The organism is Micromonospora sp. NRRL B-16802, assembly GCF_001279555.1.
Classification (GTDB): Bacteria; Actinomycetota; Actinomycetes; order Mycobacteriales; family Micromonosporaceae; genus Micromonospora; species Micromonospora profundi.
The window spans coordinates 21,996-48,289 of sequence record NZ_LGEB01000068.1; the positions used below are offsets into that span (position 1 = coordinate 21,996).

At 69.9% G+C, this 26,294-nt stretch carries 22 protein-coding genes and 1 other RNA gene; 6 read left to right on the plus strand and 17 right to left on the minus strand.

The window, feature by feature from the left end:
• Positions 1 to 21 precede the first annotated feature (21 nt).
• From ADK66_RS19285 to pruA, 8 genes are all read right to left on the minus strand, one after another.
• On the minus strand, positions 22 to 1,521 hold the full coding sequence (locus ADK66_RS19285; RefSeq protein ID WP_197281579.1) for a hypothetical protein: 1,500 nt from the start codon (positions 1,519 to 1,521) through the stop codon (positions 22 to 24).
• 125 nt (positions 1,522 to 1,646) lie between these two features.
• Positions 1,647 to 2,021, minus strand: a transfer-messenger RNA (tmRNA) gene (ssrA, locus tag ADK66_RS30825).
• 104 nt (positions 2,022 to 2,125) lie between these two features.
• Complete coding sequence (smpB, locus tag ADK66_RS19290) at positions 2,126 to 2,605, minus strand: SsrA-binding protein SmpB (RefSeq protein WP_053657362.1); 480 nt, start codon at positions 2,603 to 2,605, stop codon at positions 2,126 to 2,128.
• 148 nt (positions 2,606 to 2,753) lie between these two features.
• A complete protein-coding gene (gene ftsX, locus ADK66_RS19295) occupies positions 2,754 to 3,629 on the minus strand; it encodes a permease-like cell division protein FtsX (RefSeq protein ID WP_053657276.1) in 876 nt (291 codons plus the stop codon).
• A gap of 67 nt (positions 3,630 to 3,696) precedes the next feature.
• A complete protein-coding gene (ftsE, locus tag ADK66_RS19300; protein ID WP_007455859.1) occupies positions 3,697 to 4,377 on the minus strand; it encodes a cell division ATP-binding protein FtsE in 681 nt (226 codons plus the stop codon).
• A 118-nt stretch (positions 4,378 to 4,495) separates the two neighbouring features.
• Positions 4,496 to 5,617 carry a peptide chain release factor 2 gene (prfB, locus tag ADK66_RS19305; protein WP_053657278.1) on the minus strand — a complete coding sequence of 374 codons (1,122 nt, stop codon included), beginning with the start codon at positions 5,615 to 5,617 and terminating at the stop codon, positions 4,496 to 4,498.
• 64 nt (positions 5,618 to 5,681) lie between these two features.
• Positions 5,682 to 6,197: a PadR family transcriptional regulator gene (locus ADK66_RS19310; RefSeq protein ID WP_053657280.1), complete on the minus strand. Its 516-nt coding sequence runs from the start codon at positions 6,195 to 6,197 to the stop codon at positions 5,682 to 5,684.
• Between the two features lie 175 nt (positions 6,198 to 6,372).
• Positions 6,373 to 8,001 (minus strand): L-glutamate gamma-semialdehyde dehydrogenase, encoded by a 1,629-nt coding sequence (gene pruA / locus ADK66_RS19315; protein ID WP_053657282.1) that lies wholly within the window; start codon positions 7,999 to 8,001, stop codon positions 6,373 to 6,375.
• Positions 8,002 to 8,356: 355 nt separating this feature from the next.
• On the opposite strand from pruA, the gene ADK66_RS19320 reads away from it, so the two are divergent.
• Positions 8,357 to 9,463, plus strand: a complete 1,107-nt coding sequence (locus ADK66_RS19320) for a hypothetical protein (protein WP_053657365.1) — start codon at positions 8,357 to 8,359, stop codon at positions 9,461 to 9,463.
• Between the two features lie 103 nt (positions 9,464 to 9,566).
• Here ADK66_RS19320 and ADK66_RS19325 read toward each other — a convergent pair whose 3' ends face one another.
• Entirely contained in the window at positions 9,567 to 10,076 is a 510-nt protein-coding gene (locus ADK66_RS19325; RefSeq protein ID WP_053657284.1) for a hypothetical protein, read from the minus strand.
• Positions 10,077 to 10,293: 217 nt separating this feature from the next.
• Here ADK66_RS19325 and ADK66_RS19330 point away from each other — a divergent pair, with 217 nt between their 5' ends.
• Positions 10,294 to 10,521, plus strand: coding sequence for an AlpA family transcriptional regulator (locus ADK66_RS19330; RefSeq protein WP_053657286.1), 228 nt, complete (start codon positions 10,294 to 10,296; stop codon positions 10,519 to 10,521).
• A gap of 100 nt (positions 10,522 to 10,621) precedes the next feature.
• Positions 10,622 to 11,197, plus strand: a complete 576-nt coding sequence (locus tag ADK66_RS19335) for an Rv3235 family protein (protein ID WP_053657289.1) — start codon at positions 10,622 to 10,624, stop codon at positions 11,195 to 11,197.
• 328 nt (positions 11,198 to 11,525) lie between these two features.
• Here the strand turns inward: ADK66_RS19335 and secA are convergent, their stop codons facing one another.
• Positions 11,526 to 14,453 carry a preprotein translocase subunit SecA gene (secA, locus tag ADK66_RS19340; RefSeq protein ID WP_053657291.1) on the minus strand — a complete coding sequence of 976 codons (2,928 nt, stop codon included), beginning with the start codon at positions 14,451 to 14,453 and terminating at the stop codon, positions 11,526 to 11,528.
• A gap of 168 nt (positions 14,454 to 14,621) precedes the next feature.
• Between secA and ADK66_RS19345 the strand changes: the two genes are divergently transcribed.
• Both ADK66_RS19345 and ADK66_RS19350 read left to right on the plus strand, forming a co-directional pair.
• The gene (locus tag ADK66_RS19345) at positions 14,622 to 15,776 is read left to right on the plus strand and encodes a GNAT family N-acetyltransferase (protein ID WP_053657293.1); all 1,155 of its coding nucleotides are present in this window, start codon (positions 14,622 to 14,624) and stop codon (positions 15,774 to 15,776) included.
• Complete coding sequence (locus ADK66_RS19350; RefSeq protein ID WP_053657295.1) at positions 15,773 to 16,885, plus strand: GNAT family N-acetyltransferase; 1,113 nt, start codon at positions 15,773 to 15,775, stop codon at positions 16,883 to 16,885. The genes ADK66_RS19345 and ADK66_RS19350 overlap by 4 nt, the downstream gene beginning before the upstream one ends.
• 58 nt (positions 16,886 to 16,943) lie before the next feature.
• On the opposite strand, the gene hpf is transcribed toward ADK66_RS19350, so the two are convergent.
• The 5 genes from hpf to mtrA form a co-directional block, all read right to left on the minus strand.
• On the minus strand, positions 16,944 to 17,588 hold the full coding sequence (gene hpf, locus ADK66_RS19355) for a ribosome hibernation-promoting factor, HPF/YfiA family (protein ID WP_053657297.1): 645 nt from the start codon (positions 17,586 to 17,588) through the stop codon (positions 16,944 to 16,946).
• A 247-nt stretch (positions 17,589 to 17,835) separates the two neighbouring features.
• Positions 17,836 to 18,540, minus strand: coding sequence for a ComF family protein (locus tag ADK66_RS19360; RefSeq protein WP_053657299.1), 705 nt, complete (start codon positions 18,538 to 18,540; stop codon positions 17,836 to 17,838).
• Positions 18,541 to 18,544: 4 nt separating this feature from the next.
• Positions 18,545 to 20,323, minus strand: a complete 1,779-nt coding sequence (locus tag ADK66_RS19365) for an LpqB family beta-propeller domain-containing protein (protein WP_053657367.1) — start codon at positions 20,321 to 20,323, stop codon at positions 18,545 to 18,547.
• Between the two features lie 38 nt (positions 20,324 to 20,361).
• Positions 20,362 to 22,113, minus strand: a complete 1,752-nt coding sequence (mtrB, locus tag ADK66_RS19370; RefSeq protein ID WP_053657301.1) for an MtrAB system histidine kinase MtrB — start codon at positions 22,111 to 22,113, stop codon at positions 20,362 to 20,364.
• Between the two features lie 12 nt (positions 22,114 to 22,125).
• Positions 22,126 to 22,815: an MtrAB system response regulator MtrA gene (gene mtrA / locus ADK66_RS19375; RefSeq protein WP_007455837.1), complete on the minus strand. Its 690-nt coding sequence runs from the start codon at positions 22,813 to 22,815 to the stop codon at positions 22,126 to 22,128.
• A gap of 284 nt (positions 22,816 to 23,099) precedes the next feature.
• On the opposite strand from mtrA, the gene ADK66_RS31920 reads away from it, so the two are divergent.
• A complete protein-coding gene (locus tag ADK66_RS31920; RefSeq protein WP_167945819.1) occupies positions 23,100 to 23,258 on the plus strand; it encodes a hypothetical protein in 159 nt (52 codons plus the stop codon).
• 62 nt (positions 23,259 to 23,320) lie between these two features.
• Here ADK66_RS31920 and ahcY read toward each other — a convergent pair whose 3' ends face one another.
• The gene (ahcY, locus tag ADK66_RS19380) at positions 23,321 to 24,820 is read right to left on the minus strand and encodes an adenosylhomocysteinase (protein ID WP_053657303.1); all 1,500 of its coding nucleotides are present in this window, start codon (positions 24,818 to 24,820) and stop codon (positions 23,321 to 23,323) included.
• Between the two features lie 308 nt (positions 24,821 to 25,128).
• The gene (gene manA / locus ADK66_RS19385; RefSeq protein ID WP_053657305.1) at positions 25,129 to 26,292 is read right to left on the minus strand and encodes a mannose-6-phosphate isomerase, class I; all 1,164 of its coding nucleotides are present in this window, start codon (positions 26,290 to 26,292) and stop codon (positions 25,129 to 25,131) included.
• Positions 26,293 to 26,294: the final 2 nt, after the last annotated feature.

Below are 26,294 nucleotides of genomic sequence, written 5' to 3' on the forward strand. Positions count from 1 at the left end.
CCTCGTGAAACCGGCCGCGGCTCACAGATCCTCGACCTCATCGCCAACCGGCTCAACTACCCGGCCGGTATCGGCTGAGGTGTGCCCGATGGAACCGGCCAGCAGCGAACGCAGCGCTGCCGGCAACTCGACGCTGTAGCGTTCCGCGGCGAACAGGTACTTTTGCGTCGTCTCGACCGAGGCGTGACCGAGTAACTGCATCACGGTCAGCACCGGATTGGCCAGCAGATGATAGGGGTCGCCAGCCCGGTCGCGTCCCTCACGCATCAGCGCCGAGAGCATCCGCACCGCGAACGAATGCCGCATGACATGCGGCGTGACCTTCAAATGCGCGGGAGGCCGATCGTCATGCACGACCGATCTGGCCCGGGCATCCGCGTCGGTGAACACCGCATTCCAGTATTTGATCGACAACGGCAACCCGCCACGGCCGAGGAACAGGGCCAGCGGCTCGATGGTGCCGTCGTCACGGATGCACACGGCGCGCGCCCGCCGTTCGTCGTCGAGCCTTTCAGCCAGCATCGCCCGGCCAGCCACGACCAGCCGCACCCCGCGCGCATCCACGGCCACCTCGTCGACCACGACCAGATCCCCGCCGCGGCGCAGGCCCCGCAGCCGGGGCTGTGCGGCCCGGACGATGGCCTCCCGCTCCGTGCTGCGATACAGGTCGATCGCGCCGGACAACTCAGCCGTCGTGTACACCGTCCTCGGACGCGCACCCTTGCCGTACCGGGTGAACGGCCACACCCCACCCGCCGGCATGCACTCCGGCACCGGAATCTCGGCGTCCAGCAGCAGCGCCCCTTCCTCACGGCGCAGACCCGTAGCGGCCAGCACCAGCCCGAACGAGTAATCCCGTTCCGGCAAGCCTGGCGCTGTCGCCGCGTCAGCAGGAGCGTCACCACGCAACCCGACGTTGAGAAACAGTCGCAGTTGCCCCTCGGTGAGGAACCTGATCGTCCGGTTCTCCACCGCCCGCCCAGCGAACGTGTTGCGCCCAGCCCACCGCGACACCGGATCGGCATCCATCCAGCCCGACTCGGTGGCGTACCGGAAGAAGCCACTCAGGCAGCCGGCCTCGGTCTTCCAGGACTGCTGCTGCACCAACGCCGCTCGGCTTTCCCGGTAAGCGTTCAGATCCGCGCGCGTCGCATCGGTCAAATCCAGCTTCGGTTCGCCATGCCCAGCCAGCCACTCCGCCACCGCCACGCCAGCATCGGCCGCAGCCTGACCGGCCCGATAGCGGCGCACGAACCGCAGCAGCCGGGCCAGGTGGTAGACGTGGAAGCGGCGCATGCTGCCCAGATCGAACGCGTTCTGATCCCACGCATCGAGCAGGTACCGGTTCAACCGCTCGCAGCCGCTCGTCGTCCCGTCGTCGTCGATCACGAACGGAAAACCGTCCGGGATTCGATGCCGGTCCAGCACCGCCGTAACCCACTCGGCGCTCACACCGACAGCCCCGGGCACGCTCAACCCGCCGCGGGCGAGCATCCGCCGGTCCACCTCAACCACCCGCACAAAGGCCCCCTCGGCTCAGCCGAGGGAACCCCCAGAAAACCCGTACGGCAGCATCTCGGGAGACGCTACCGTACGGTCTGTATGTAACAGGTACGGAAAGTCCGAAGACACTCCGTATGCCTGATTTGTGGAGGTGCCGGGAATCGAACCCGGGTCCTTCGCCGGTTTGTCAGGGCTTCTCCGAGCGCAGCTCGCTATGCCTCTACTCGGCCCCACCGCTCACGCGAGCAAGTTGGTGTGACGGGCCCAGTCGCTGATTTATCTCGCCGCACGGACCCCGCGACCGGGTCCGATTGGCCAGCCTTCTAGCTGATGCCGGCTACTGGGACGAAGGCGTTCCCAGGCCGACAGACTCACTACTCGCCTCAGGCGGCGAGAGCGAAGTCAGCGCGTTGGTTCTTGGCGCTTATTGGTTTCCGACGACCGATTCTCGAGACGACGTCGGCTTCCTCGGCTCGCTTCCCCTGTCGCTGCGTACGAAGTCGAAACCAGTCACCCCCTCGACAGGCCGCCGATGTGGCGGCACTGACAAGACTAACGCCTGCCGCAACGGGTTTCATCCCGAGCCCCGGGCCGACACGTCGACCCGGACAAACGGGACGAACTAATCGTCCATCCCCTTGCCGCGGCGGCCTGAAATCCGGGCGATCTCCCGGTCCGCGTCGCGCTTGGCGAGGTCCTGCCGCTTGTCGTACGACTTCTTGCCCTTGGCCAGGGCGATCTCCACCTTGGCCCACCCGTCGGAGAAGTAGACCTGCAACGGGACGATTGTCAGACCGCCCTCGCGGGTCTTACCGATGAGCTTGTCGAGCTCACCCCGGTTGAGCAGCAGCTTGCGGGTACGCCGGGGCTCGTGGTTGGTCCAGGTGCCCTGGGTGTACTCCGGAATGTGCATCGCGTGCAGGTACAACTCACCGCTGCTCTCCTGGGCGAACGCGTCGACAAGCGACGCCCGCCCGGCCCGCAGCGACTTGACCTCCGTGCCGGTGAGCGCCATGCCCGCCTCGTACGTGTCGAGGATCGAGTAGTCGTGACGCGCCTTCTTGTTGGAGGCGACCACCTTGCGCCCCTTTTCCCGTGGCATCGGTGCCACCCCCTCTCCTCCGATGTCCGTGGCGAGCCACCTCGCCCGGACAACCGATCATGCTACCTGAATGACAAGGACCCTCCCGCGCCGTTTATTTCCGGCGCGGGAGGGCCCTCGGGAGACGACGGGAGGACCCGTACGGTGCCTAGACCCGCAGGTAGAAGCGGAGGGTGACCCATGCGGTGGCGGCGCTGACCAGGACACCGACGCCGGCCATCAGCGGGAAGACGAACAGGATGTCGCCCCAACCGATCGGCGAGAGCAGGCCCTGCAACGCGCTGAGCGACCCGTCGAAGAGCAGATACTTCGCCGCGACAAGGGCCACCAGGCCGAGCAGTGAACCGATCAGGCCGGCCACCACGGCCTCCAGCACGAACGGCGCCTGGATGAACCAGTTGGACGCGCCGACCAGCTTCATGACCGCCACCTCCCGCCGCTTGCTGTACGCGGCGACCTGGATGGTGTTGGCCACCAGGAGCAGCGCGGCGACAGCCATCACGATCGCGGCGGCCAGGGCGATGTTCTGGATCGCGGTGAGGACGTCGAAGATCTTGTCGAGCAGTCGACTCTGGTCGACGATCTCGTCGACGCCCTCGGTGTCCTTGTACTTGTCGTAGATGTCCTTGTACTGCTCCGGGTTGTTCAGCTTGAGGCGGAACGACTCGGGCAGCTGGTCCGGCTTGACGGCGTTCACCAGGTCCGGAGCGTCCTGGTACATCTCCTGGAACTTCTTGTACGCCTCGTCCTTGTTGACGTAGATGACGTTCTTGACCAGGGGGTCGCCGTCGAGCTGGGCGTTCAGGTCGGTGCGCTGCTGCTCGCTCACCTCCTGGTTCAAGAAGATCGAAACCTCGATGTTCTTGTAGTAGAGGTCCTTCATGTCGTCAACCTGGCGGTACATGAGACCGCTGGCGCCGAGCATGGTCAGCGAGACCGCCATCGTGATGATCATCGCGACGGTCATGGTCACGTTGCGCCACAGTCCAACCAGTACCTCGGACAGGACGTATTTCACGCGCATCGGGATTTCCTCCGGGTCTCCGGCATGAAGTGTTCGTCGTCAGGCTGCGCAGGGGTGGAGCGGGGGCTCACCCGTAGACGCCGCGGGCCTGGTCACGCACGATGCGGCCGCTCTCGATCTCGATGACGCGGCGGCGCATCTGGTTCACGATGTTGGAGTCGTGGGTGACCATCACGACGGTCGTGCCGGTGCGGTTGATCCGGTCAAGAAGGCGCATGATCTCGATCGAGGTGTCCGGGTCCAGGTTTCCCGTCGGCTCGTCCGCCAGGAGGATCAGCGGGCGGTTCACGAACGCCCGGGCGACGGCGACACGCTGCTGCTCACCACCGGAGAGCTCGTGCGGGTAACGGTGCTCCTTGCCACCGAGACCGACCAGCTCCAGCACCTCCGGCACGACCCGGCGGGCGACCGCCTTGGTCTTGCCGATCACCTCAAGGGCGAACGCCACGTTCTCGTACGCGGTGCGGTTCGGCAGAAGCCGGAAGTCCTGGAAGACGCAGCCGATCGAGCGCCGGAAGTGGGGTCGCTTCCAGGAACGCATCGAGGTGACGTCCTTGCTGTTGACGATGACGCGCCCCTTGTTCGGGGTGACCTCGTGCAGCAGCATTTTGATGATCGTGGACTTGCCGGAGCCGGATGGACCGATGAAGAAGACGAACTCGCCCTTCTCGATCGAGACGGACACGTTGTCGAGCGAAGGCCGGGACGCCTTCGGGTACGTCTTCGTCACTTGCTCAAGCTGAATCACGGGTGGTGAGTCTACGCGGTGTAACAACTTAGCCAAGCCCCACGTCCCGCCGAAGCGGCGCGCGTCGTCGATTCAGGCCTCTACCTGGAGATCGATGACGCGCTCCGCCCGCGCGCCGTCACGCACCGTCGCCGGTCAACTGCCGCTGCTTGCGCCAGCGGATACCGGCTTCGATGAAACCGTCGAGTTCGCCGTCGAAGACCGCGCTCGGATTGCCGGTCTCCTGCTCGGTTCGGAGATCCTTCACCATCTGATACGGGTGCAGGACGTACGAGCGCATCTGGTCGCCCCACGAGCCGGCGGCGTTCTCCTTGAGACCCTCCAGCTTGGCCTGCTCCTCCTGGCGCTTGCGCTCCAACAGGCGGGCCTGGAGCACCCGCAGCGCGGATGCCTTGTTCTGAAGCTGGGACTTCTCGTTCTGGCAGGTCACCACGATGCCGGTCGGGATGTGGGTGAGCCGGACCGCCGAGTCGGTGGTGTTGACGCTCTGCCCACCGGGCCCGGAGGAGCGGTAGACGTCGACGCGTACCTCGTTTTCGGGGATGTCGATGTGGTCGGTCTGCTCGGTCACGGGCAGGACCTCGACGCCCGCGAAGCTGGTCTGCCGGCGGCCCTGGTTGTCGAACGGGCTGATCCGGACCAGCCGGTGGGTGCCGGACTCGACGCTGAGGGTGCCGTAGGCGTAGGGCACCTTGACCGCGAAGGTGGCCGACTTCAGGCCCGCCTCCTCGGCGTACGAGGTTTCGTAGACCTCGGTCGGGTAGCCGTGCCGCTCCGCCCAGCGCAGGTACATCCGCAGCAGCATCTCGGCGAAGTCCGCCGCGTCCACGCCGCCGGCCCCGGCCCGGATGGCGACCAGCGCCTCCCGCGAGTCGTACTCGCCGGAGAGCAGGGTGCGGACCTCCATCTCCTGGATGGCCTTGGTGAGCCCGGTGATCTCCACCTCGACCTCGGTCAGCACGCCCGGGTCGGATTCGGCCTCGGCCAGCTCCAGCAGTACGCGGGCGTCGTCGAGCTGGGAGCGCAGGCTGCCCAGCTTGCTGATCTCGCCGTTGACGTACGACAGCTGCGAGGTCACCTGCTGCGCCTTGGCCTGGTCGTCCCACAGGTCAGGGGCGGACGCCTCCTGCTCCAGGCGGGCCTTTTCCTCGTGCAGCCGGTCCAGGTTGAGGACGGCCTCGATGTTTCGCAGGGTCGCGTCGAGTTCCTTGAGCTGTTCGGCGTAATCGGCAGCGGTCACGACAGATAAGCGTACTGTGCCGCAGCCGGAGCAGCTCGTTCCGTATGCGAGAACCTGCCGATCATCACCCGGCGGGGGCGGACTTCAGCCAGGACAGCGCCGCCCGGTGGTAGGCGACGGCGAACTCCAGCGCGCTGGCGTCGTACGTCTCGCCGTCCCGCTTGGCGTTCTTGACCTGCTCCCGCACCTGCGCCAGGGCCTCGGTGTGGTATTCGTTGGCCGAGGCGTACAGGCTCTTGAGCTGGCTGGCGGAGTGCAGGTTGCCGAAGGCCATCCGGAGCGCGACCGGGTTGCGGATGGTGTCCCGCCCCGGGTTCTCCGCCAACCAACGGGAGAATGTCCGTTTTCCGCTTGCCGTGAGCGCGTACGGCTGACTCATCCGCGGGCCCGGCTTGCCGAGGCGCACGTAACCCCGCTCGGCCAGCACCGGCAACTCCCGGTAGACCTGACTGCGGGTCATCGACCAGTACGGCGCCAACCGGCGCTCTGCGGCGGCCATCAACTGGCCGCCTGTCATGGGACCCTCGTGGAGCAGCCCGAGCAGGGCCGCCGCCGTGGGGTTGACTCCAGATTCCGCCATGCCCGTTACGCTGCCACTTTGCGCTGCCTGCGTCCAGGTTTTGACGGTTTGCCACTCGAACGTCTTCCTATGTGCACTGTCGGTGGCAGACTGTCCGTTGAGGACTATCGATGGATTGGGCCTGCTCGGTCGCCCCGCCGGCGGCGCTGCGCACGCCGCCGGCGGTCACCGCAGGTCACCCCATGTGGGGGTACGTGTGGTCGGTCGGCGGCACGAACGTCTCCTTGATCGTCCGCGGTGACAGCCAGCGGACCAGGTTGAGCCAGGAGCCCGCCTTGTCGTTGGTGCCGCTGGCCCGGGCGCCACCGAACGGCTGCTGCCCGACGACAGCCCCGGTGGGCTTGTCGTTGATGTAGAAGTTGCCGGCCGCGTACCGCATCCGCTCGCCGACCGCGTCGATCACCCGGCGGTCGGTGGCGAAGATCGACCCGGTCAGCGCGTACGGGGCGATCGACTCGGCCTGCGCGACCACCTCGTCGAAGCGCGCGTCGTCGAACACGTGCACGCCGAGGATCGGCCCGAAGTACTCGGTGGTGAAGGTCTCGTGGGCGGCGTCGGAGCACTCGAAGAGCGTCGGCCGGACGAAGTAGCCGACCGAGTCGTCGGCGGTGCCGCCGGCCAGCACTCGGCACGAGTCGTCACCGGCGATCAGCTCCAGCGCGGCGGTGTGCCGGGCGAACGCCTTGTCGTCGATCACCGCGCCGCCGAAGTTGCCGAAGTCGGCCACGTCGCCGTACGTCAGCGAGTCGGTGGTGGCGGCCAGGCGGTCCCGCAGCCCGCCCTCCCAGAGCGAGCGCGGCACGTACGCCCGGGAGGCCGCCGAGCACTTCTGGCCCTGGTACTCGTAGGCGCCCCGGATCAGCGCGGTGTGCAGGGCATCCACGTCGGCGCTTGTGTGCGCGACCACGAAGTCCTTGCCGCCGGTCTCGCCGACGAGCCGGGGGTAGCCCCGGTACCGGGCGATGTTGTCGCCGACGGTCCGCCAGAGCTGCTGGAAGACCTTTGTCGAGCCGGTGAAGTGGATGCCGGCCAGGTCCGGGTCGGCGAGTACGACGTCGGAGACCTCCTCGCCGCGGCCGGTCACCATGTTGATCACGCCGGGCGGCAGGCCGGCGGCCTCGAACAGCCGCATCGTGAAGTGCGCCGCGAACTGCTGGGTCGGGCCCGGCTTCCAGATCACCGTGTTGCCAAGCAGGGCCGGTGCCGAGGGCAGGTTGCCGGCGATCGCCGTGAAGTTGAACGGGGTGACCGCGTAGACGAAGCCCTCCAGCGGGCGGTGGTCGAAGCGGTTCCAGACCCCGGGCGAGGAGGCCGGCTGCTCCTCGAGCAGGCGGCGGGCGAAGTGCACGTTGAACCGGAGGAAGTCGATGAACTCGCAGGCCGCGTCGATCTCCGCCTGGATCGCGGTCTTCGACTGGCCGAGCATGGTGGCGGCGTTGAGCGTGTCGCGCCACGGGCCGGCGAGCAGTTCGGCGGCGCGCAGGAAGATCGCGGCCCGCTCCTCGAACGGCAGCGCCCGCCACATCGGGGCCGCGTCCTTGGCAGCCTTGATCGCGGTACGGGCGTCGTCGTGGGTGGCGTGCGCGGTGACGCCCAGCACATGGGCGTGCTTGTGCGGCTGCACCACGTTGATCGGGTCGCCGCCGGCCATCCGCTGCTCGCCGCCGATGGTCATCGGCAGGTCGATCTTCTCGGCGGCCAGCTCGGTAAGCCTCCGCTGGAGCCGCTCCCGGTCTCCGCTGCCCGGCTCGTAGTTGCGAACCGGCTCGTTGCGTGGCTCGGGTACGGAGAACACGGCGTCCATCAAGGCTCCTGTTGGCGAACTCGACAGCGTGGCGAAAACGGACCCACGGGCGACGACCGGACGGCCGGACACCGGACGCCGCACGGGGTGGCCGGGCAGCGGCGGGACCTCCCGCCGATTCTTCCATGCGGGCCTGGTCACCTCACCGTCACCACCGCCAGGTGTCAAGGACCGGTGCACCCCTTCCCTCCTTACCGTCCTGGCTCGCTCCGATGACCCGTACACCCGTTTCGCCGGGCCCGACGGACGGCGCTGCGGAGGGTCCGACCCGCTGGGGCCGTCCCGGGGTCGACGGGCACTGCGCTGGGCCCGCGTACCCTGAATGGCGGTGACCTGCCGCCTCGAAGGGGAGACGATGACCAAGCAGCCCGGCCGCGCCCCAACCGCGGAGTCGGACCAGCCGGCGGTCGACGCCACCCCCGACGGCCGTCTGGCGCCCGCGCCCGGCGCGGCGGTACTCGCGCTGGTGGCGCTCGGCTGGCTCGCCGCGATGCTCTGGTCGACGCGGGAGGCCATCACCTCGTCCGCGGCGGGCATCACCGCGATCAGCCTCTCCGCGTTCGCCCTGCCCGGCGTGATCTCCGCCGCGCTGGTGGCCGGGGCCGCCACTGCCCTGGCCTTCGGCAACCTGCTGTCCCGCCGGTACGGCGACTCGATCACCCTGCGGTTCGTCGGCGCGATCGGCGCCGGAATGGTGGTCGGGCTGGCCGCCGCGCTGGCCATCAACCTCACCTACTTCGACACCTCGACCACGAACGTGATCGCCGGCACCACCGCTGCCGCCGCGATCATCGGTGGCGCGGTCGCCGGCGCGCGTACGGCCCCGGCTGTCGGTGCTGTGGTGACCGCCGCCCTGGGCACGCTGATCTTCGTGGTCGCGTTCAGCCGCGCCCGGGACCCACTGTTCAACCTCTTCGGCGCGGGCGACACCCAGCAGTCACTGGTGGACGCCGCCAAGTGGGTGTCACGCACCGAATCGCTACTGGCCGGGCTGCTCGCCGGGCTGCTCGCCTTCGGCTACCTCACCTGGGCGCGACGGCGAGCCCTGCGCCGCGACCCGGACACGGCGGCGCTGCGCTGGCCCGCGTACCTGCTCGCCGGCGCCGGGCCGGGGCTGCTCCTGCTGCTCGCCGAGGCGATCATCCGGATCGGCGGCCGGTCACTCCTGGACCTGGCAAGCGCGCTCAGCGAGGCGGACGCCGTGGCGCAGACCTCGCTGGGCACCTCGCGGGTGGACAACGGCATCTGGGTGCTGTTCGTGGGGGCGCTTACCGCGCTCATCGCGTTCGGCCGCACGCTCGGCCCGACCCCCGACGACGACGAGCCGGACGCCCCCGCCGGTCCCGCTGCCACTCCTGGCGCCGGAACGGACCCGACCGACCGGGCTGAGCCGACCGATCCGGACGAGGTCGGCGCGGACAGTGTCGACGCCGACCCGGCAAGGGTCGATCCGGCCCGCTGACCGGTACGGGTGCGGCGCAAGCGGTCCCTGACTGCCTCCGGCCAGCTCGCTTGGCCCGTCGGACACAGCCCGCCCAGCCCGCCTCAGGCGTCGGATGCCTGGTTCAGTCCGTGGCGCGGAGCAGCAGATCCAACTCCGTCACGTCGTACCACTCCAGCTCGTGGTCCTCGGCCCCGTCGACGGTGAACTGCGCGTCCGGGTCGCCAGCGGCGGCCTCGGCCACCACGTCGGCCGCCGCAGCGACATCCGCGACGGCGTCGGCGCCGTCCACGTGGAGCGCCGCGACAGCGCCCACCGGCACGACGTCGGCCAGCGCCACCGTGCTGGAACCCAGCTCACCGTCGCCCCGGCCGATCGCGCTCGGGGGCAGGTCGACCGAGACGACCACCCGGCGACGGGGCGCGGCCGGGTCGGCCCGGAGCAGCTGCAGCGCGTCCTGGGCGGCCCGGGTGAACGCGACGTACTCCAGTTCCTCCTCGTCGCCCTCCGCGTACCACTCGCGCAGCGCCGGCGTCACGGCGTGCGCCCGGTCGGCGGTCAGCCCCTGCTCGCGCAGGCGGGTCAACATCGGTACGGTCGCCGGCACGTACACCCGGACAAGGTCGTCGGTCACCGGTCGTCTCCCTGCTCAGTCCTCCACCGGCGGCTGCCGGCACGGGCGCAGATCATGCCGCACGCCGTGATCGTCATACACCCCGCCCACGGCCGGTGGAAGTTTCCCGGCGGTGTGTCCGCCGGAGGATGGCACACCTCATTGGCCGGTCAGCGCTGGGCGGCAGAGCCTGTCGATGGCAAACTGAGGCAAACGACACCAAGACCGGGAGTATTTTGTGGAGCCGAGGTTCCTGCTGCTGTCCGATGTGGCCGCCGAGCTGAACGTGTCGGACTCGCAGGTCTACCACATGGTTCGCAGCGGGGAACTGCCGGCAATCAAGATCGGCGGACGCGGCCAGTGGCGGGTCGAGCGCGCCCGGCTGGAGGAGTACATCGCCCAGAAGTACGCCGAAACCGCCGACTGGGTACGCGGTAACCCCCTCGTCGACCGCGACCCGGAGTAGTCATCTTGCTTCAACGTGCCATTGACCGGGGCCGTTTCATCGCTCAGAATCGAGCTTGTCGGAGGCAAACGTAAGCAAACGCAAGATCAAGGGAGTGGCCATGAGCGAGCGGCGACCCGGTTCCTCCCGACCACCGGTGCGGCTGCGTCCCGTCCCGCCCATCGACCCGCCCTATCCGGACGAGGCCTACTGGCCCACCCACGGCCAACTCGCCCTCGATCTGTTCGCCGCGGCCCGACCGGATCCGGTCCGGCCGGCGGAGCGCCGCACTGCCCTGCGCCGGGTACCCACCCGACCCGACAGCCATCCGGGTGCCCCACTGCCACCGGCAACCGCCCCCGAGGCGACCCGGGCCGCGCACCGCTTCGTCGGCACCTGCCTGGAGGTGGTCAACGGCTACCGGTCGCCGGCGCAGCTACGCCCACTGCTCGACCCCAGTCAGGCAAGCGACCTGCTCACCGAACTGGCCCGCGCCACCAACCGGGCCGGGTCGAGCCGTCGCCGGGCAGCACGGCCGGCAGTGCGACTGCTCCGCGTGCGGGTCTGTGAGCCTCGGGAAGGCGCCGTGGAGGGGGCCGCCGTCCTCATCGGCGCGGGCGGTCAGAGCTGGGCTATCGCCCTGCGGCTGGAACACCGCCGGGGCCGCTGGCTCTGCACTGCCCTCCACGTCCTCTGACAGCGACTCGTACGTGCGCGGCCGGATAGGCCTCCGAGGCGGTGGAACGGCATAGCGGGGCCCCCGGTGTGCGAAGCTCGCCGGCCCGAGTTGCCGGGGGTTGATCGACGCGCGTCGGTATGCACCGCGCTGTGCGGACGCTGCGTGATCCACTCGGCTTCCTTGAAATCGGGCTGTCCAGCAAGGGAGGACACCCCGATTTCATGAAAACCCTGATGGTCTTGGATGCGGCGGCCCAGCGCAGGGGACGGGCGCGGGGCGGCGGCCAGGCCATGCACGCCGACGGGCCCCGGCCTTGGTGGCTGGGGCCCGTCGGGCTTGCTCTCGGTCAGTTGCCGCCGTTGGGGGCGCCGTGGCAGCGCTTGTACTTGCGACCCGAGCCGCAGGGGCACGGCGCGTTGCGGGACGGACCGTTGCTTCCCTCGGCCTGGCTCGCGGCGGACCGACGGGCGGCGGAAGACGGGACCGCAGGGCCACGCAGCCCGGAGCCCGGCCGCTGCGGGGCGGACGGGGCTGTCCGGCCCGGTGCCGCCGGGGCACCCTGCGCCGGGCGGCCCACGCCGAGGGCAGGTGCCTGCTGGCTTTCCTGCTCGACGGCGACCGCACCGGGGCTGGCGTCGCCGTCGATGGTCGGGGCGGAGTATTGCAGCCCCTGTCGCTGCGGCGCCCGGTTGAGGCCCTTGGCCCGAATCTCCACCGGCTTGTCGAGCAGCTTGACCTCGTCGGACTCCTCGGTGGTCTCCGGCTCGGCGACCTGGACATCCATGTTGTAGAGGAAACCGACAGTCTCCTCCTTGATGCCGTCCATCATGGTGGCGAACATGTCGAAGCCCTCGCGCTGGTATTCGACCACCGGGTCGCGCTGGGCGTACGCCCGGAGGTTGATGCCCTCCTGGAGGTAGTCCATCTCGTAGAGGTGCTCACGCCACTTCCGGTCGATCACCTGGAGCAGCACCATCCGCTCGAGCTGGCGCACCCCCTCGGCACCGAGCTGCTCCTCACGGCGGTCGTACGCGGCGTGCGCGTCATCCTTGAGGCGGGCGATCAGGAAGTCGGCGTCCATGCCGGCTCGGGAGCCGCCGGCCTCCTCCTCCAGCTCATCGATCGTCACACCGACCGGGTAGAGCTGCTTGAGGCTGGACCAGAGCTGCTCGAGGTCCCAGTCCTCGCCGTAGCCCTCGGAGGTGGCGCCCCGAACGTACGCCTCGATCGTCTCGTCGATCATGTTGCGGACCTGCTCGGACAGGTCTTCGCCGTTGAGCACCCGCAGGCGCTCGGCGTAGACGACCTGGCGCTGCTTGTTGAGCACCTCGTCGTACTTGAGAACGTTCTTGCGGATCTCGGCGTTCTGACCCTCGATCTGGGCCTGGGCGCTCTTGATCTGGCGGGTGACCATCTTGGACTCGATGGGCACGTCCTCGGGGATGTTGAAGCGCTCCATCACCGCCTCGACGGCGCCGGCCCGGAAGCGTCGCATCAGCTCGTCCTGGAGGGACAGGTAGAAGCGGGACTCGCCCGGGTCACCCTGCCGGCCGGCGCGACCACGCAGCTGGTTGTCGATCCGTCGCGACTCGTGCCGCTCGGTGCCCAGCACGTAGAGGCCACCGGCGGCGGCGACCTCCTCCGCCTCGGCGTCGCAGGCCTGCTTCCACGTGGGAAGGACCTCCTCCAGCGCCTTGGCGTACTCCTCCTCGTTCTCCAGCGGGTCGAGGCCACGCTGGCGCAGCTCGTTGGCCGCGAGGAACTCAGGGTTGCCGCCGAGCAGAATGTCGGTGCCACGACCGGCCATGTTGGTGGCCACTGTGACAGCGCCCTTACGCCCGGCCTGGGCGACGATCTCGGCCTCCCGGGCGTGGAACTTGGCGTTCAACACGTTGTGCGGGATGCCCCGGCGACGCAGCAGCTGGGAGAGGATCTCGGAGTTTTCCACCGAGACGGTGCCGACGAGCACCGGCTGGCCCATCTGGTGCCGCTCGGCAATGTCCTCGATGACGGCGTTGAACTTGGCCTTTTCCGTCTTGTAGATGACGTCCGGCCGGTCCTCCCGAACCATCGGACGGTGGGTCGGGATGCTCACCACGCCGACCTTGTAGACCTTGTTGAACTCGCCGGCCTCGGTCTGGGCCGTACCGGTCATCCCGGACAGCTTGTTGTAGAGGCGGAAGTAGTTCTGGAGGGTGATGGTGGCGAGGGTCTGGTTCTCCTGCTTGATCTCCACCCCCTCCTTGGCCTCGATCGCCTGGTGCATGCCCTCGTTGTAGCGACGGCCGTGCAGGATGCGACCGGTGAACTCGTCGACGATCAGGACCTCACCGTCGTTGACGATGTAGTCCTTGTCGCGCTTGTAGAGCTCCTTGGCCTTGATGGCGTTGTTGAGGTAGCCGACCAGGGGGGTGTTCACCGACTCGTACAGGTTGTCGATGCCGAGGCGGTCCTCCACCTTGGCGACACCGCGCTCGGTCACCGCGATCGTGCGCTTGGAGTGGTCGACCTCGTAGTCGCCCTCACCGTCGGTGCCGGGCTGGAGCCGGGCCACCACTCCGGCGAACTCGCCGTACCAGCGGGCCGAGTGCTCGGCCGGGCCGGAGATGATCAGCGGGGTACGCGCCTCGTCGATGAGGATCGAGTCGACCTCGTCGACCACCGCGAAGTTGTGCCCGCGCTGGACCAGCTCGTCGTGCGACCAGGCCATGTTGTCGCGCAGGTAGTCGAAGCCGAACTCGTTGTTGGTGCCGTACGTGATGTCGCACTCGTACGCGGCCCGGTGCTCGCTGGCCGGACGGTTGGGAAGCACCACGCCGACGGTCAGACCCAGGAACTCGTGCACACGCCCCATCCAGGCGGCGTCGCGCTGGGCGAGGTAGTCGTTGACCGTGACCACGTGAACGCCGTCGCCGGAGAGCGCGTTGAGGTAGACGGCCATGACCGAGGTCAGCGTCTTGCCCTCACCGGTCTTCATCTCGGCGATGTTGCCGAAGTGCAGCGCCGCGCCGCCCATGACCTGGACGTCGTACGGTCGCTGGCCGAGCACGCGGGCAGACGCCTCGCGGGCCACCGCGAACGCCTCCGGCAGGAGGTCGTCGAGGGTCTCGCCGTCGGCCAGCCGTTCCCGGAACTGTTCGGTCATGCCGGCCAGTTCCTCGTCGGTGAGGTTGACGTAGTCGTCCTCGATCGAGTTGACGGCGGCGGCGATGGCCTTGAGCCGGCGCACCATACGGCCCTCGCCTGCGCGAAGGACCTTTTCCAGAATCGACACGGATCAACGCTCCCCTAGACGGTCTCGAACCATCGTAGGCGCTCCCCGGGCGCAATGGTCACTGGTGGCGGCGGTCCATCCCGCCGAACCCGACATAAGTCGCGCACGGGGTGCGGCCAGGACGATATCCGGTTACGCCGTCGGCGAACGTTCCGGCACGATGCACGGGTGGACCATCGGGAGATCATCGAGGACGGGTTGCTGCTGCGGCCCTGGCAGGAGGCGGACGCCGACGCGGTGCACCGCGCATGCCAGGACCGCGACATCCAGCGCTGGACCACTGTGCCTCGGCCGTACCGACGGGAGCACGCGCGCAGCTTCGTCACGGAACTCAGCGGACGAGACTGGGCGGAGGGCACCGGGGCACCGTTCGCGGTCTGCGACCCGACCAGCGGGGAACTGCTCGGCTCCTGCGGGCTGATCTCCATCGACGGCAACGGCACCGGCGAGGTCGGCTACTGGACGGCCCCCTGGGCGCGCGGGCGGAACGTGATGGTCCGTGCCACCCGGGCGGTGGCCCGCTGGTCGTTCGGGACGCTCGGCCTGCGCCGACTGATCTGGCAGGCCGAGGTGGGCAACCACGCCTCCCGGCTTGTCGCGCTCCGCGCCGGGTTCCGGATCGACGGCCGGCTGCGGCTGGCCGGGCCGGCATCGGCCGGCGGCGGCCCGGAGGGCTGGATCGGCACGCTGCTGCCCGGCGAGGTGCCCGAGCCCGGATCCACCGGCCCGGCCGGCCCCGGCACCCTTGTCGCCCGCCGGGCCGCCGTGTTCGGCCGACCGCAGCCGACCCTCTTCGCCACGGCCGGGGCCGGTGAGCTGCGGCTGCGGGCGATGGAGGAGCAGGATCTGGACGCCGTGGTGCTCACCTGCCGGGACCCGGAGACCATCCGCTGGACAACGGTCCCGGACCCGTACGAGCGCGTCGACGCACAGGGCTATCAGGGCTTCGGCCAGGCCGCCTGGGCTCGGGGGGACGCCGCCTGCTTCGTCATCGCGGACCCCGACGACAGGTACGTCGGCTCGCTCGACCTTCGCCTCTCCCCCGCTGATCCGCTGCTCGCCGACGTGGGCTTCATGACCGCCCCGGCGGCCCGTGGCCGGGGTTACCTGCCGGCGGCGCTGCTCGCGCTCAGCGCCTGGGGGTTCACCACGCTGGGTCTGGCGCGGATCGAGTGGAAGGCGAACGTGGGCAACAACGCCTCCCGCCGGGCCGCCGAGAAGGCGGGCTTCGGGTTCGAGGGGATCGCCCGTGGCGGGGTGTCGCACCGGGGTGAACGGGTCGACGCCTGGGTGGGCGCGCTGCTCGCCGAGGACCTGGCGTGACAGGAGAGAAGGTCGTCGAGGCGTACGGGGTGCGGCTGCGCCAGTTCCGGGCCGGCGACGTCGCGGACGTGGTCGACGGCTGCGCGGACCCGATCAGCCAGCGGTTCGTCACGAGCCTGCCGGCGCCGTACACCGAGGTCGATGCCCGTTGGTGGATCGAGGCGGGCGCGCCCGCGGCCTGGACCGGCGGCGGCGCCGCGTACGCCATCGCGGACCCGGCCACCGACCGGCTGCTCGGCGGGGTCGGCCTGAACTGTCCGGTGCCTGACCGGGGCCAGGTCGAGATCGGCTACTGGGTACGGCCGTCGGCGCGCGGACGCGGGGTGGCCACTGCCGCCACGCGCGCGTTGAGCGAGCACGCGTTCGCCGCCGGCACGAGCCGGCTGGAACTGCTGACCGATCCGGAGAACGCGGCCAGCCAGCGGGTCGCGCTGGCCGCCGGCTACCGGTACGAGGGCCTGCGTCGGTCCGCCGGCCGGTTCCGGGACGGCGGTCGGCACGATCTGCTGGCATGGGTACGCCTCGCCGAGGACCCGCCCGGCCCGACCGCCCGCCTGCTGCCCGACCTGCCCGGCGGCGTGCTGACCGACCAGGTGGTGGCGCTGCGCCGGCTCGGGCCGGAGGACGCGGAGCTGATGTACCGGCTGCACAGCCGGCCGGAGGTGGTGGCGAACCAGGCGCCGCCGGTGCCCCCGGCGCGGGAGTCGACCGAGCGGCGCTGCGCGACGGCGGAGAGCGCCTGGTTGACCGGCGACATCGCCCGGCTGCTGATCACCGACGCGGCCACCGGGGAGCCGGCGGGCAGTTGCGGGCTGTCGTTTTCGGACGTGGGCAGCGGTGAGGGGTCGATCGGCTACGCGCTGCTGCCGGACTGGCGGGGCCGGGGGTACGCCACGCGGGCGGTGCGACTGCTCGCCGGTTGGGCGTTCGGGCCGGCCGGCATGGCCCGGCTGACCGCCGGAACGGTGCCGGAGAACACCGCCTCGCACCGGGTGTTGGAGCGGGTCGGGTTCCAGCGCGAGGCACTGCAACGGGGTCGTCTGCCCGGACTGGCCGGCACCCGACTGGACGATCTGACCTTCGCGCTCCTGCCGGACGATCTGCGCTGACTGATCATGGAGTTGTGGTGGGGAAACGCGCCCACCACAACTCCATGATCAATGCTGGTTACTGGTCGGTGGCGAGGGAGATGATGCCGTAGTCGTAGGCGTGCCGTCGGTAGACGACGCTGGGGCGACCGGACTCCTTGTCCTGGAACAGGTAGAAGTCGTGGCCGACCAGTTCCATCTCGAACAGCGCGTCGTCGATAGTCATCGGCTCAGCCGGGTGGACCTTCTCGCGGGCGATGTGCCACGGCTGCTGGTCGTCGTGTTCCTCCTCGACCCGCTCGGCGACGGCAGTGCCGGCACGGGCACCGTCACCCGGCGCGCTCAGCGGAGCGGTCACCAGGTCCGCGACCGGCAGGCCTGCGGTGGCGGCGGCGACAGAGATCGGCGCGTGTCGACCCCGGTGGACGCGGCGGCGGTCGGCCGCCCGGCGCAGGCGGGTGTCGAGCTTCGCGATGGCGGCGTCGAGCGCGCTGTAGAAGTCGTTCGTGCAGGCCTCGGCCCGGATCACCGGGCCTCGCGACACGCAGGTGATCTCCACCCGCTGGCAGTGGTCGGCCTGGCGCGGATTGCGCTCGTGGAACAACTCGACATCGATGCGAATAAGTTTATGGTCGTAGCGTTCGACCTTTGCGAGTTTCTCGGCTACGTGCACCCGGTAATGGTCCGGCACTTCGACGTTGCGGCCCTTGACCACGATGTCCATGCGACCTCCCTTGTTTCGGCCGTCTTCGATCCGGTTTCCCGGTCGCACGCCGTGGGGAGACCCGCTGGCGTCGACCGGTCAATACGGCTACGCCTCCTCTCACCGCCGGGAGCGGGATGGAACGACCTTCCTACCCCCGACAACGAAACGCTAACTCTTGTTTGCCCGGCAGTCACCCCATGTTGCCAACACCGCCAAGGAATTTCCGCAGCTCATACACCAACAGGTGAAACGGAAACACTGTCGGTTACAAATGGTGTCTCTTCTCGGTCGCGGCGAGCACCGCGGCGACGCTGGGCGCCCACCCGGCCGTCGCCAGCACCCGGGCCGCCGCGGCGAGGGTGACACCTGTGGTGACGATGTCGTCGAGCACCACGACGACGGGTACGTCGCCCGGCACAACGCCGCGCACTGCCCCGGGCCGGGGACGGAACGCCGCCTCGGCCACCGCCGCCCGGCCCGCGCTGTCCAGGGTCACCGAGTCGGGCCGGGGCATCGCGCGCAGCGGCCGGTGCACCCGTACCGGCCAACCACCCTGGCTCAGCCGCGCCGCGCAGTGCCGGGCCAACCGGTCCAGGTGGTCGCCGTAGCGGGCCCGGGCCGCCGCCGCGGTGTCCGGCACCGGCACCAGCGCGATCGGTCGGACCCCACCGACCGCCGCCGCGACCACCTCGGCGAGCAGCGCGCCGAGCGGACGGGCCAGCCCGTGCCGGCCGTGTTCCTTGTACGCCAGCAGTGCCTCGCGCAGCGGACCGGCGTACGGGCCGAGGGCTGCGCAGGGCGGCAGGCCGGGCGGGGCGGGAGTCGGCCGCACCGACCGGGGGCGCAGGGCGGCCAGTGCCGTCACGCATGCAGGGCAGACCCCGTGCCGCATTCCCGGGTGGCGCTCCCGGCAACCCGCGCAGTCGGCGGGCAGGACCAGGTCGGCGAGGTCCGCCCAGAGCCCGCGCACGGCGTCAGTAGAGGAAGAACGGGGCGGACGGGTTGCTCGGGCGGACGCCGGCCGGCGGCGCGACGATGTCCCGCACACGATCGGGCTCGATCCGCTCGAACGGGCTGCTGCGGTAGGCCACCCTGTTCGCCTCGTACATGTACGCCCCGCTGGGCACGCGCACATTGCGGTTCGTGGGGTACGCCGCCAAATGGGTGACCTTGGCGCCGACGTCGGTACGCAGCGGTGTCTCCACGGCGCCGTCCGCGCTGATCTCGTAGATCGCCGGCTGGCCCGCGGAGCCGGCCACCACCAGCCGGTCCTCCCTGATCCAGTCGACAGCGGTCAGGCCGGTCAGCGACGTGGTCAACGCCCGGGGCGGGCCGATGGACAGCCCACTGCCGGCACCCTCGAGGTTGACCACAGCGACGTAGAGCCGACCGTCGGCGATCAACGCGATCCGCTGCCCGTCCAGTGCGGCGGCCACGGCGGTCACCCCGGCCGAGGGCAGGTTGAGCGGCACCTCGAACATCCGGGCGGCCTCGTCGAAGCGGTAGAGGCGACCGTCGGCCACCACCAGGCCCTGCGCGGATCGGGAGTCGACAGTGCGCAGCCAGACCGGGCGGCTGATCGAGGCGTACTCCGTGGTGCTGCGGTTGACGACCTCAACCGGCACGGCGCCGGCGCCCACCGCGAGCCGGTACCGGTCCTTGCCGCCGGTCACCACCATCGCGGCGAGGATCCGGTTGTTGGCGGCCCGGGCGAGGCCGGCGGAGACGACGTTGCGATTGACCCCGCCCGCCAACGGGACCTGGCCGCTGAGTTCGCCGACGAAGTCGAGCGGACGGATGGCGCCCTCGTAGACGCCGAACCGCTGCGGACCCTCCGTCACCGGGTAGAGCGGCTCGGCGATCCGGCGGTCGTTCAGGTTCTGCACGGGCTGCGAGTTGTTACGGATCTTCAACTCCAACTCGCCGGGCAGGTCGCCAAGCGACCAGGCGAGCTGGGTGATCAGTTGGTCGACCCGGTTCTGGTCGTCACCGGACATGTCCAGGTTGACCTCCCACCGGTCGTTCGCGCCAGTGGCATTGTTGATCAACTCGGTGCCGTCGGGCAGCCCCACGACGCCCTGGCGCAGCCATTCCGACGGGCCGCCGACCAGCCACTTCACCACCTCGTTGACCCGACGCTCGTCGGGCACCGCCAGCGGCAGGTAGCGCTGGTCGGGCACCAGTCGGGTGCGGTCGGAACTCCAGAAGTAGATCGACTCGTCCTGGTAGTACTGCTGGAGCGCCACGTCGCTGAGCAGCAGGACGTTCGGCGGATCCAGGACGTACAGGCCGGCGCGCTCGTCGCTGCCGGTGCCGCCGAGCGCCGCGCTGCGCAGCCGGAACTCGTACTCCGTCTCGGTCGCCACCGGCGGCGCCAGGGTGCCGTTGGTCCGGAGTACGCCGATCTGCTGCACGGCGATCTTGACGGTGGTCGTCGAGTCGCTGTTGAGGGTGAAGACCGACTCCCCCAGCCGGACCACCGTCAGCGCGACCTCGCTGCCCTTCTTCACCTGGAGGCGGGACTTGTGCTCGGGGGCGAGGAACTGCGTGACACGTTCGTAGGCGCGGTCCGGCTCGCCCGCGGCGGCGGCCAGGAAGTTCCGCACGAACGCATCGTTGTCGCTGCCGCTTGCCGTACGCGAGGGCGGCTCGCTGCGCCGACCGTTTACCGACCCGGCCTCGGTCGCGGTGCCGGCCTTGCCGTCCACCCGCACGTCGGACTCCGTCGGGATGCCGCACCCGGCGCTGAGCATCAGCGCCGCGCTGAACGCGCCGAGCAGCGGCCGGACCCTCACGACCGCACCTCCGCCGGCCGCTCGTCCCCTGCCGGCACCGGGCCGACAGTCAGCACTCCGCCCGTACCGGCCTCGATGGCCAGCGGGCCGCCGTCGCGAGGACCACCGAACGGCAATGCCGCGTCGGCGGGCACCAGGCGCAGCGGAGAGGTCGTCAGCCGGTCACCGGCACGGGCCGGCAGCGTGAGCCGGAACTGGGCGCCCTGCCCGGGTGCGCCCCACGCCTCCAGCCAACCACCGTGCAGTCGGGCGTCCTCCAGGCTGATCGACAGGCCCAGCCCGGTGCCGCCGGTCTGCCGGGCCCGGGACGGGTCCGCCCGCCAGAACCGGTTGAACACCAACTTCTCCTCGCCCAGCTTCAGCCCAACCCCATGATCACGGACGGTGATCGCCACTGCGGTGTCGTCGATGCCCAGGGTGATCAGCACCGGCCGGGCCTCACCGTGCTCGACGGCATTGCCGACCAGGTTGCGCAACACCCGCTCGACGCGGCGCGGGTCGACCTCGGCGATCACCGGAGTGCCCGGCAGGTCAAGCTCGATGGGGACGCCCACCCGCTCGGCCAGCCCGGCCAGCCGATCGACCACCCGATGCACCACAGGCACCAGATCGGTGGGTTCGGCGTCCAGCATGGCGAAACCCGCGTCGAACCGGCTGATCTCCAACAGGTCGGTGAGCAGTTCCTCGAAGCGGTCCAGCTCGGCCTGGAGCAGCTCGGCGCTGCGGGCCACCGCCGGGTCGAACTCGTCGCGCTCGGCGAAGATCAGGTCGGCGGCCATTCGGACCGTGGTCAACGGGGTACGCAGCTCGTGCGACACGTCCGAGGTGAACCGACGCTGCAACCGGGACATCTCCTCAAGGCGCAGGATCTGCCGTTGCAGGTTTGTCGCCATCTGGTTGAACGAGGCGGCGAGCAGGGCGAGGTCGTCCTCGCCGTTGACCACCATCCGCTGGTCGAGCAGGCCTGCGGAGAGCCGCTGGGCGGTACGCGCGGCGACCCGTACCGGATTGACCACCAGCCGGGTGACGAGCGCGGCGAGCAGCCCGAGCAGCACCACGAGGGCGATGCCGGTGCCGACGACGGTGGCCCGGGCATCGGCCGCCGTGGTGTCCTGCCGGGTCAGCGGTACGAGGTAGTAGAGCTCGATCTGGCCGAAGCGGGTGGGCACCGGAGAGCCGTACACCAGGTATTTGGTCGGTTCGCCGGTGAGCCGGCCGGTGCGGATCTGGCTGGCCACCTGGCCGCTGGCGACAGCTTCCCGCAGCTCCTTGCTGATCAGCGGCTGGACGTTCGCCGCGGGCGCGGTACGGGTCTGGATCATGGTCGGGTAGTCGGCGGCGGTGATCGCCACCACCACCCCGCTGGTCTGCTGGGGGTCGCCGCCGGCCAGGTAGTTGACGGTGTTGTCGATCGTCTCCTGGAGCTGCGCCTCCTGGGGCTGGCCATAGAGGGAGACCTGCCTGGCGGCATAGCTGGCGCCACTGTTCACCCGCTGCCGCACGTCGGTGCGGGCGTTGTCGAGCAGGATCGTGGTGATCTTGTCAGCGATCAGGTAGGCGAACCCGCCGACCAGCAGGCTGGACGCGACGAGCGTGATCGTCACCACCCGCACCTGGAGTGAGCGGCGCCAGGTCTGGTGCACCCGGCCCGCCAACCGGCCGATCCGGCCGCTCAACGCATGCCACAGGACCCGGCCAGCGTGGGGCCGGGGAGAATCCGTGGTCTGCGGGGGCGGGGAGGTCGACACAGTGTGACCAGGCTATCCGGTCCCCGCCTTGTAGCCCACGCCCCGCACGGTGAGGATGATTTCCGGTCGCTCCGGGTCCGGCTCGATCTTGGCCCGCAGCCGCTGGACGTGCACGTTGACCAGCCGGGTGTCGGCCGCGTGCCGGTAGCCCCACACCTGCTCCAACAGCACCTCGCGGGTGAAGACCTGACGCGGCTTGCGGGCGAGCGCGACAAGCAGGTCGAACTCCAGCGGAGTCAGCTTCACCTCCTCGTCGTTGCGGCTGACCGTGTGGGCGGGCACGTCGATGGTGATCTGGTTGCCGGGCGGCCCGATCGTCAGCATCTCCGGTGCCACGTCCTCGCCCCGGCGCAGCCGGGCCCGCATCCGGGCCACCAGCTCCTTGGGCTTGAACGGCTTCACCACGTAGTCGTCGGCGCCGGACTCCAAGCCGAGGACCACATCCACGGTGTCGCTCTTGGCAGTCAGCATGACGATCGGCACGCCCGACTCGGCCCGGATCGACCGTGCCACGTCGATACCACTCATTCCGGGCAACATCAGGTCGAGAAGGACGATGTCGGGTCGACTGTCGCGAAACGCCGCCAATGCCCGCTCTCCGTCGGCCACGAACGAGGGCAGGAAACCCTCGCTGCGCAGCACGATGCCGAGCATCTCAGCGAGCGCGGGGTCGTCGTCGACCACCAGTACCCGGGCTCTCATGGGATTAATATTGCATCCCCGTTCAGATCGGTGGGACCGGCGTCACCCGGTACGGATGGTGCCGCCGACGCGTACACACCGCAACCTCGCGGCGGCGGCGCCACGGGATTCGGGGCCGGCACGCGGATGAATCCGGCCCGGCCGCCACCATGATCCCCCGTCGACACCGTCCAGCGCCACCGCTGTCGTCGGCCCGGTCGACGCTGTCGCGATCCGGACGGTGCTTCCCCTCGTCGGGCAGCCGCACGACGGTCACCTCCGGCCGACTGTGGGAGGATCCCGCCGTGAAGGCTTTCCTGCCCTGGCTGGCGGTTCTCGCCGTGGTGCTGCTGCTCAGCGCGCTACGCCAGCGGGCGCTCGCCACCGTCGTGTCGCTCGGCTGGCTGGCCTGGTGCGTGTGGACCTGGTTCCGCCCCACCCGCCGCAACTCCCGGCCCGGCTGACCCGGGTACGAAACGACGAACCGGGCCGGCTGCTGTGGCAGCCGACCCGGTCCAGGTGTCGATCAGTAGCGGTAGTGGTCCGGCTTGAACGGGCCCTCCTGGGAGACACCCAGGTACGCGGCCTGCTCCTTGGTCAGCGTGCTCAGCTTGGCGCCGAGCGCGCCCAGGTGCAGACGGGCCACCTTCTCGTCCAGGTGCTTGGGCAGCACGTAGACGCCGATCGGGTAGTCGTCGGTCTTGGTGAACAGCTCGATCTGGGCGATCGTCTGGTTGGCGAACGAGTTCGACATGACGAAGCTCGGGTGGCCGGTGGCGTTGCCCAGGTTGAGCAGGCGTCCCTCGGAGAGCACGATGATGGCGTGCCCGTCGGCGAAGCGCCACAGGTCGACCTGCGGCTTGATGTTGATCCGCTCGACGTCGGAGCGCTTGGCCAGGCCGGCCATGTCGATCTCGTTGTCGAAGTGGCCGATGTTGCCGACGATGGCCTGGTGCTTCATCCGGGCCATGTGCTCGTTGGTGATCACGTCGAAGCAGCCGGTGGCGGTGATGAAGATGTCGGCCTGCTCGACAACGTCGTCCAGGGTCGCGACCTGGTAGCCGTCCATAGCGGCCTGCAGCGCGCAGATCGGGTCGACCTCGGTCACCACGACCCGGGCGCCCTGGCCACGCAGCGACTCGGCGCAGCCCTTGCCCACGTCGCCATAGCCCATGACGACTGCCATCTTGCCGCCGATCAGTACGTCGGTGGCCCGGTTGATGCCGTCGATGAGCGAGTGCCGGCAGCCGTACTTGTTGTCGAACTTGCTCTTGGTGACCGAGTCGTTGACGTTGATGGCCGGGAAGAGCAGGGTGCCGGCGCGGTGCATCTCGTAGAGCCGGTGCACGCCGGTGGTGGTCTCCTCGGTGACACCCTTGATGCCGGACGCGATCCGGGTCCAGCGCTGGTTGTCCTCGCCCAGCGAACGGTGCAGCAGTTCGAGGATGACCGCGTACTCCTCGGAGTCGGCGGATTCGACCGGCGGAACGGCACCGGCCTTCTCGAACTCGGCGCCCTTGTGCACGAGCAGTGTGGCGTCGCCGCCGTCGTCGAGGATCATGTTCGGGCCCTGCCCGTCGGGCCAGGCGAGCACCTGCTCGGTGCACCACCAGTACTCCGGCAGCGTCTCGCCCTTCCAGGCGTACACCGGAACGCCGGCCGGGGCCTCGGGGGTGCCGTCGGGGCCGACGACGATCGCCGCGGCGGCGTGGTCCTGGGTGGAGAAGATGTTGCAGGACGCCCAGCGGACCTGCGCGCCAAGCGCCACAAGCGTCTCGATCAGGACGGCGGTCTGGATGGTCATGTGCAGCGAGCCGGTGATCCGTGCGCCGGCGAGCGGCTGCGCCTCGGCGAACTCCCGACGGATCGCCATCAGGCCGGGCATCTCGTGCTCGGCGAGCTGGATCTCCTTACGCCCGAACTCGGCGAGCGACAGATCCGCCACCTTGAAGTCGCCCTCGGCGAGCGTGCTCGGCCGGGCCTCGGTCGGCGCGCCGCTGGCGGACGCCGGGAGGGTGCTGGTCATGAATGCTCCTGTCGAACGATGTCTACGCCGACCCCCCACCTTACGCGCGCCGGGAGCGGTCGCCGGGGACAGTCTGCGGACAGCGCACGGGAGCGGTCGCCGGGGACAGTCTGCGGACAGCGCACGGGGCGGTCGGTGATGGACAGACCTGCCGCCCACTTCCGCCCGCCCCGTGCATCCCCCCGGTTTGGTTCCCCGCACGTTGTCGGACCGTCGTCGCGATAACGCTGCGTACCCATAGAGTCACACTCCGGGTGGGCAGCGTCAAGCCATTCCGGAAAAGTCGGACTTGTGGCGAACGGTGGCGCTCAGCGCAGCCCCGACGTCGCCACGTACGCCTCACCCTCGCCACTGACCCGCAGCGCCTCGCCGGCCGCAGTGCCGATCGCCGCCTGGCCGGACACGAGCGTCAACGCACCTGCCCCGTCGTCCACCGTGACCGAGCCCGCACCACACAGCACCACACGGGGACCGGGCAGCGGCAGCGTCACCTCCGGCACCGTGGCGCCGACCCGTACCCGGTGCAGCGCGAAGTCGTCCACCGGCACCGGCCACCAGTCCACCCCGGGGCCGACCGGCTCGGGACCGCGCACCGGGTCGTGGAGCACCTCGAACCGCAGCACGCGCAGCAGCTCATCGACGTCCACCCGCTTCGGGGTCAGGCCACCGCGCAGCACGTTGTCGCTGGCCGCCATGATCTCCACCCCGCAGCCGCTCAGGTAGGCGTGCAGGTTGCCGGCGGGCATCCAGATCGCCTCCCCCGGCGCCAGGCGCACGTGGTGCAGCAGCAGCGCCACGAGCACGCCCGGGTCACCCGGATAGGCCGCCGCCAGCCGGCGGGCCAGGTCCGCGTCCGGGCCGTCGACCGAAGCCGCCAGCACCGAACGCAGCAGCCCGTCACGCTCCGCGAGCGGCCAACCGAGCAGCGTCCGCACCGCCGTGCGCAGGCCCTCCGGCCCGGCACGCAACGCCTCGACCACAGGCGCCAACACCGGTACGCCGAACGCCGCGAGCGCCTCGGCGGACTCCTCCGGCGGCCGGAAGCCGCACAGCGCCTCGAAGGGGGTGAGCGCCACCAGCAACTCCGGCTTGTGGTGCGGGTCGGAGTAGTTGCGCTCCCCCTCGGGACGACCTGCGTCCGCCGCGAAGCCCACCCGGGCCTGCTCGGCGTCCGGGTGGGCCTGCAGGCTCAACGGCGCATCGGCGGCGAGCACCTTGAGCAGGAACGGAAGCCGGGTGCCGAACCGGGCCGACACCCGCTGGCCCAACCACCTGTCCGGCTCGTCACGTACCAGGTCGCACAGACTCGCCCGCAGGCCGGCCCGCTCCACACTGGCCGGAGCACCCGGGTGGGCACCCAGCCACAGCTCCGCCTCCGGGCCGGTGCTCGGCACCGGCCGCCCCTGAAGCGTCGCGATGGCCGTGCGGGAACCCCAGGCGTAGTCGCGGATCGGTCCGTACAGCGGTTCCACCT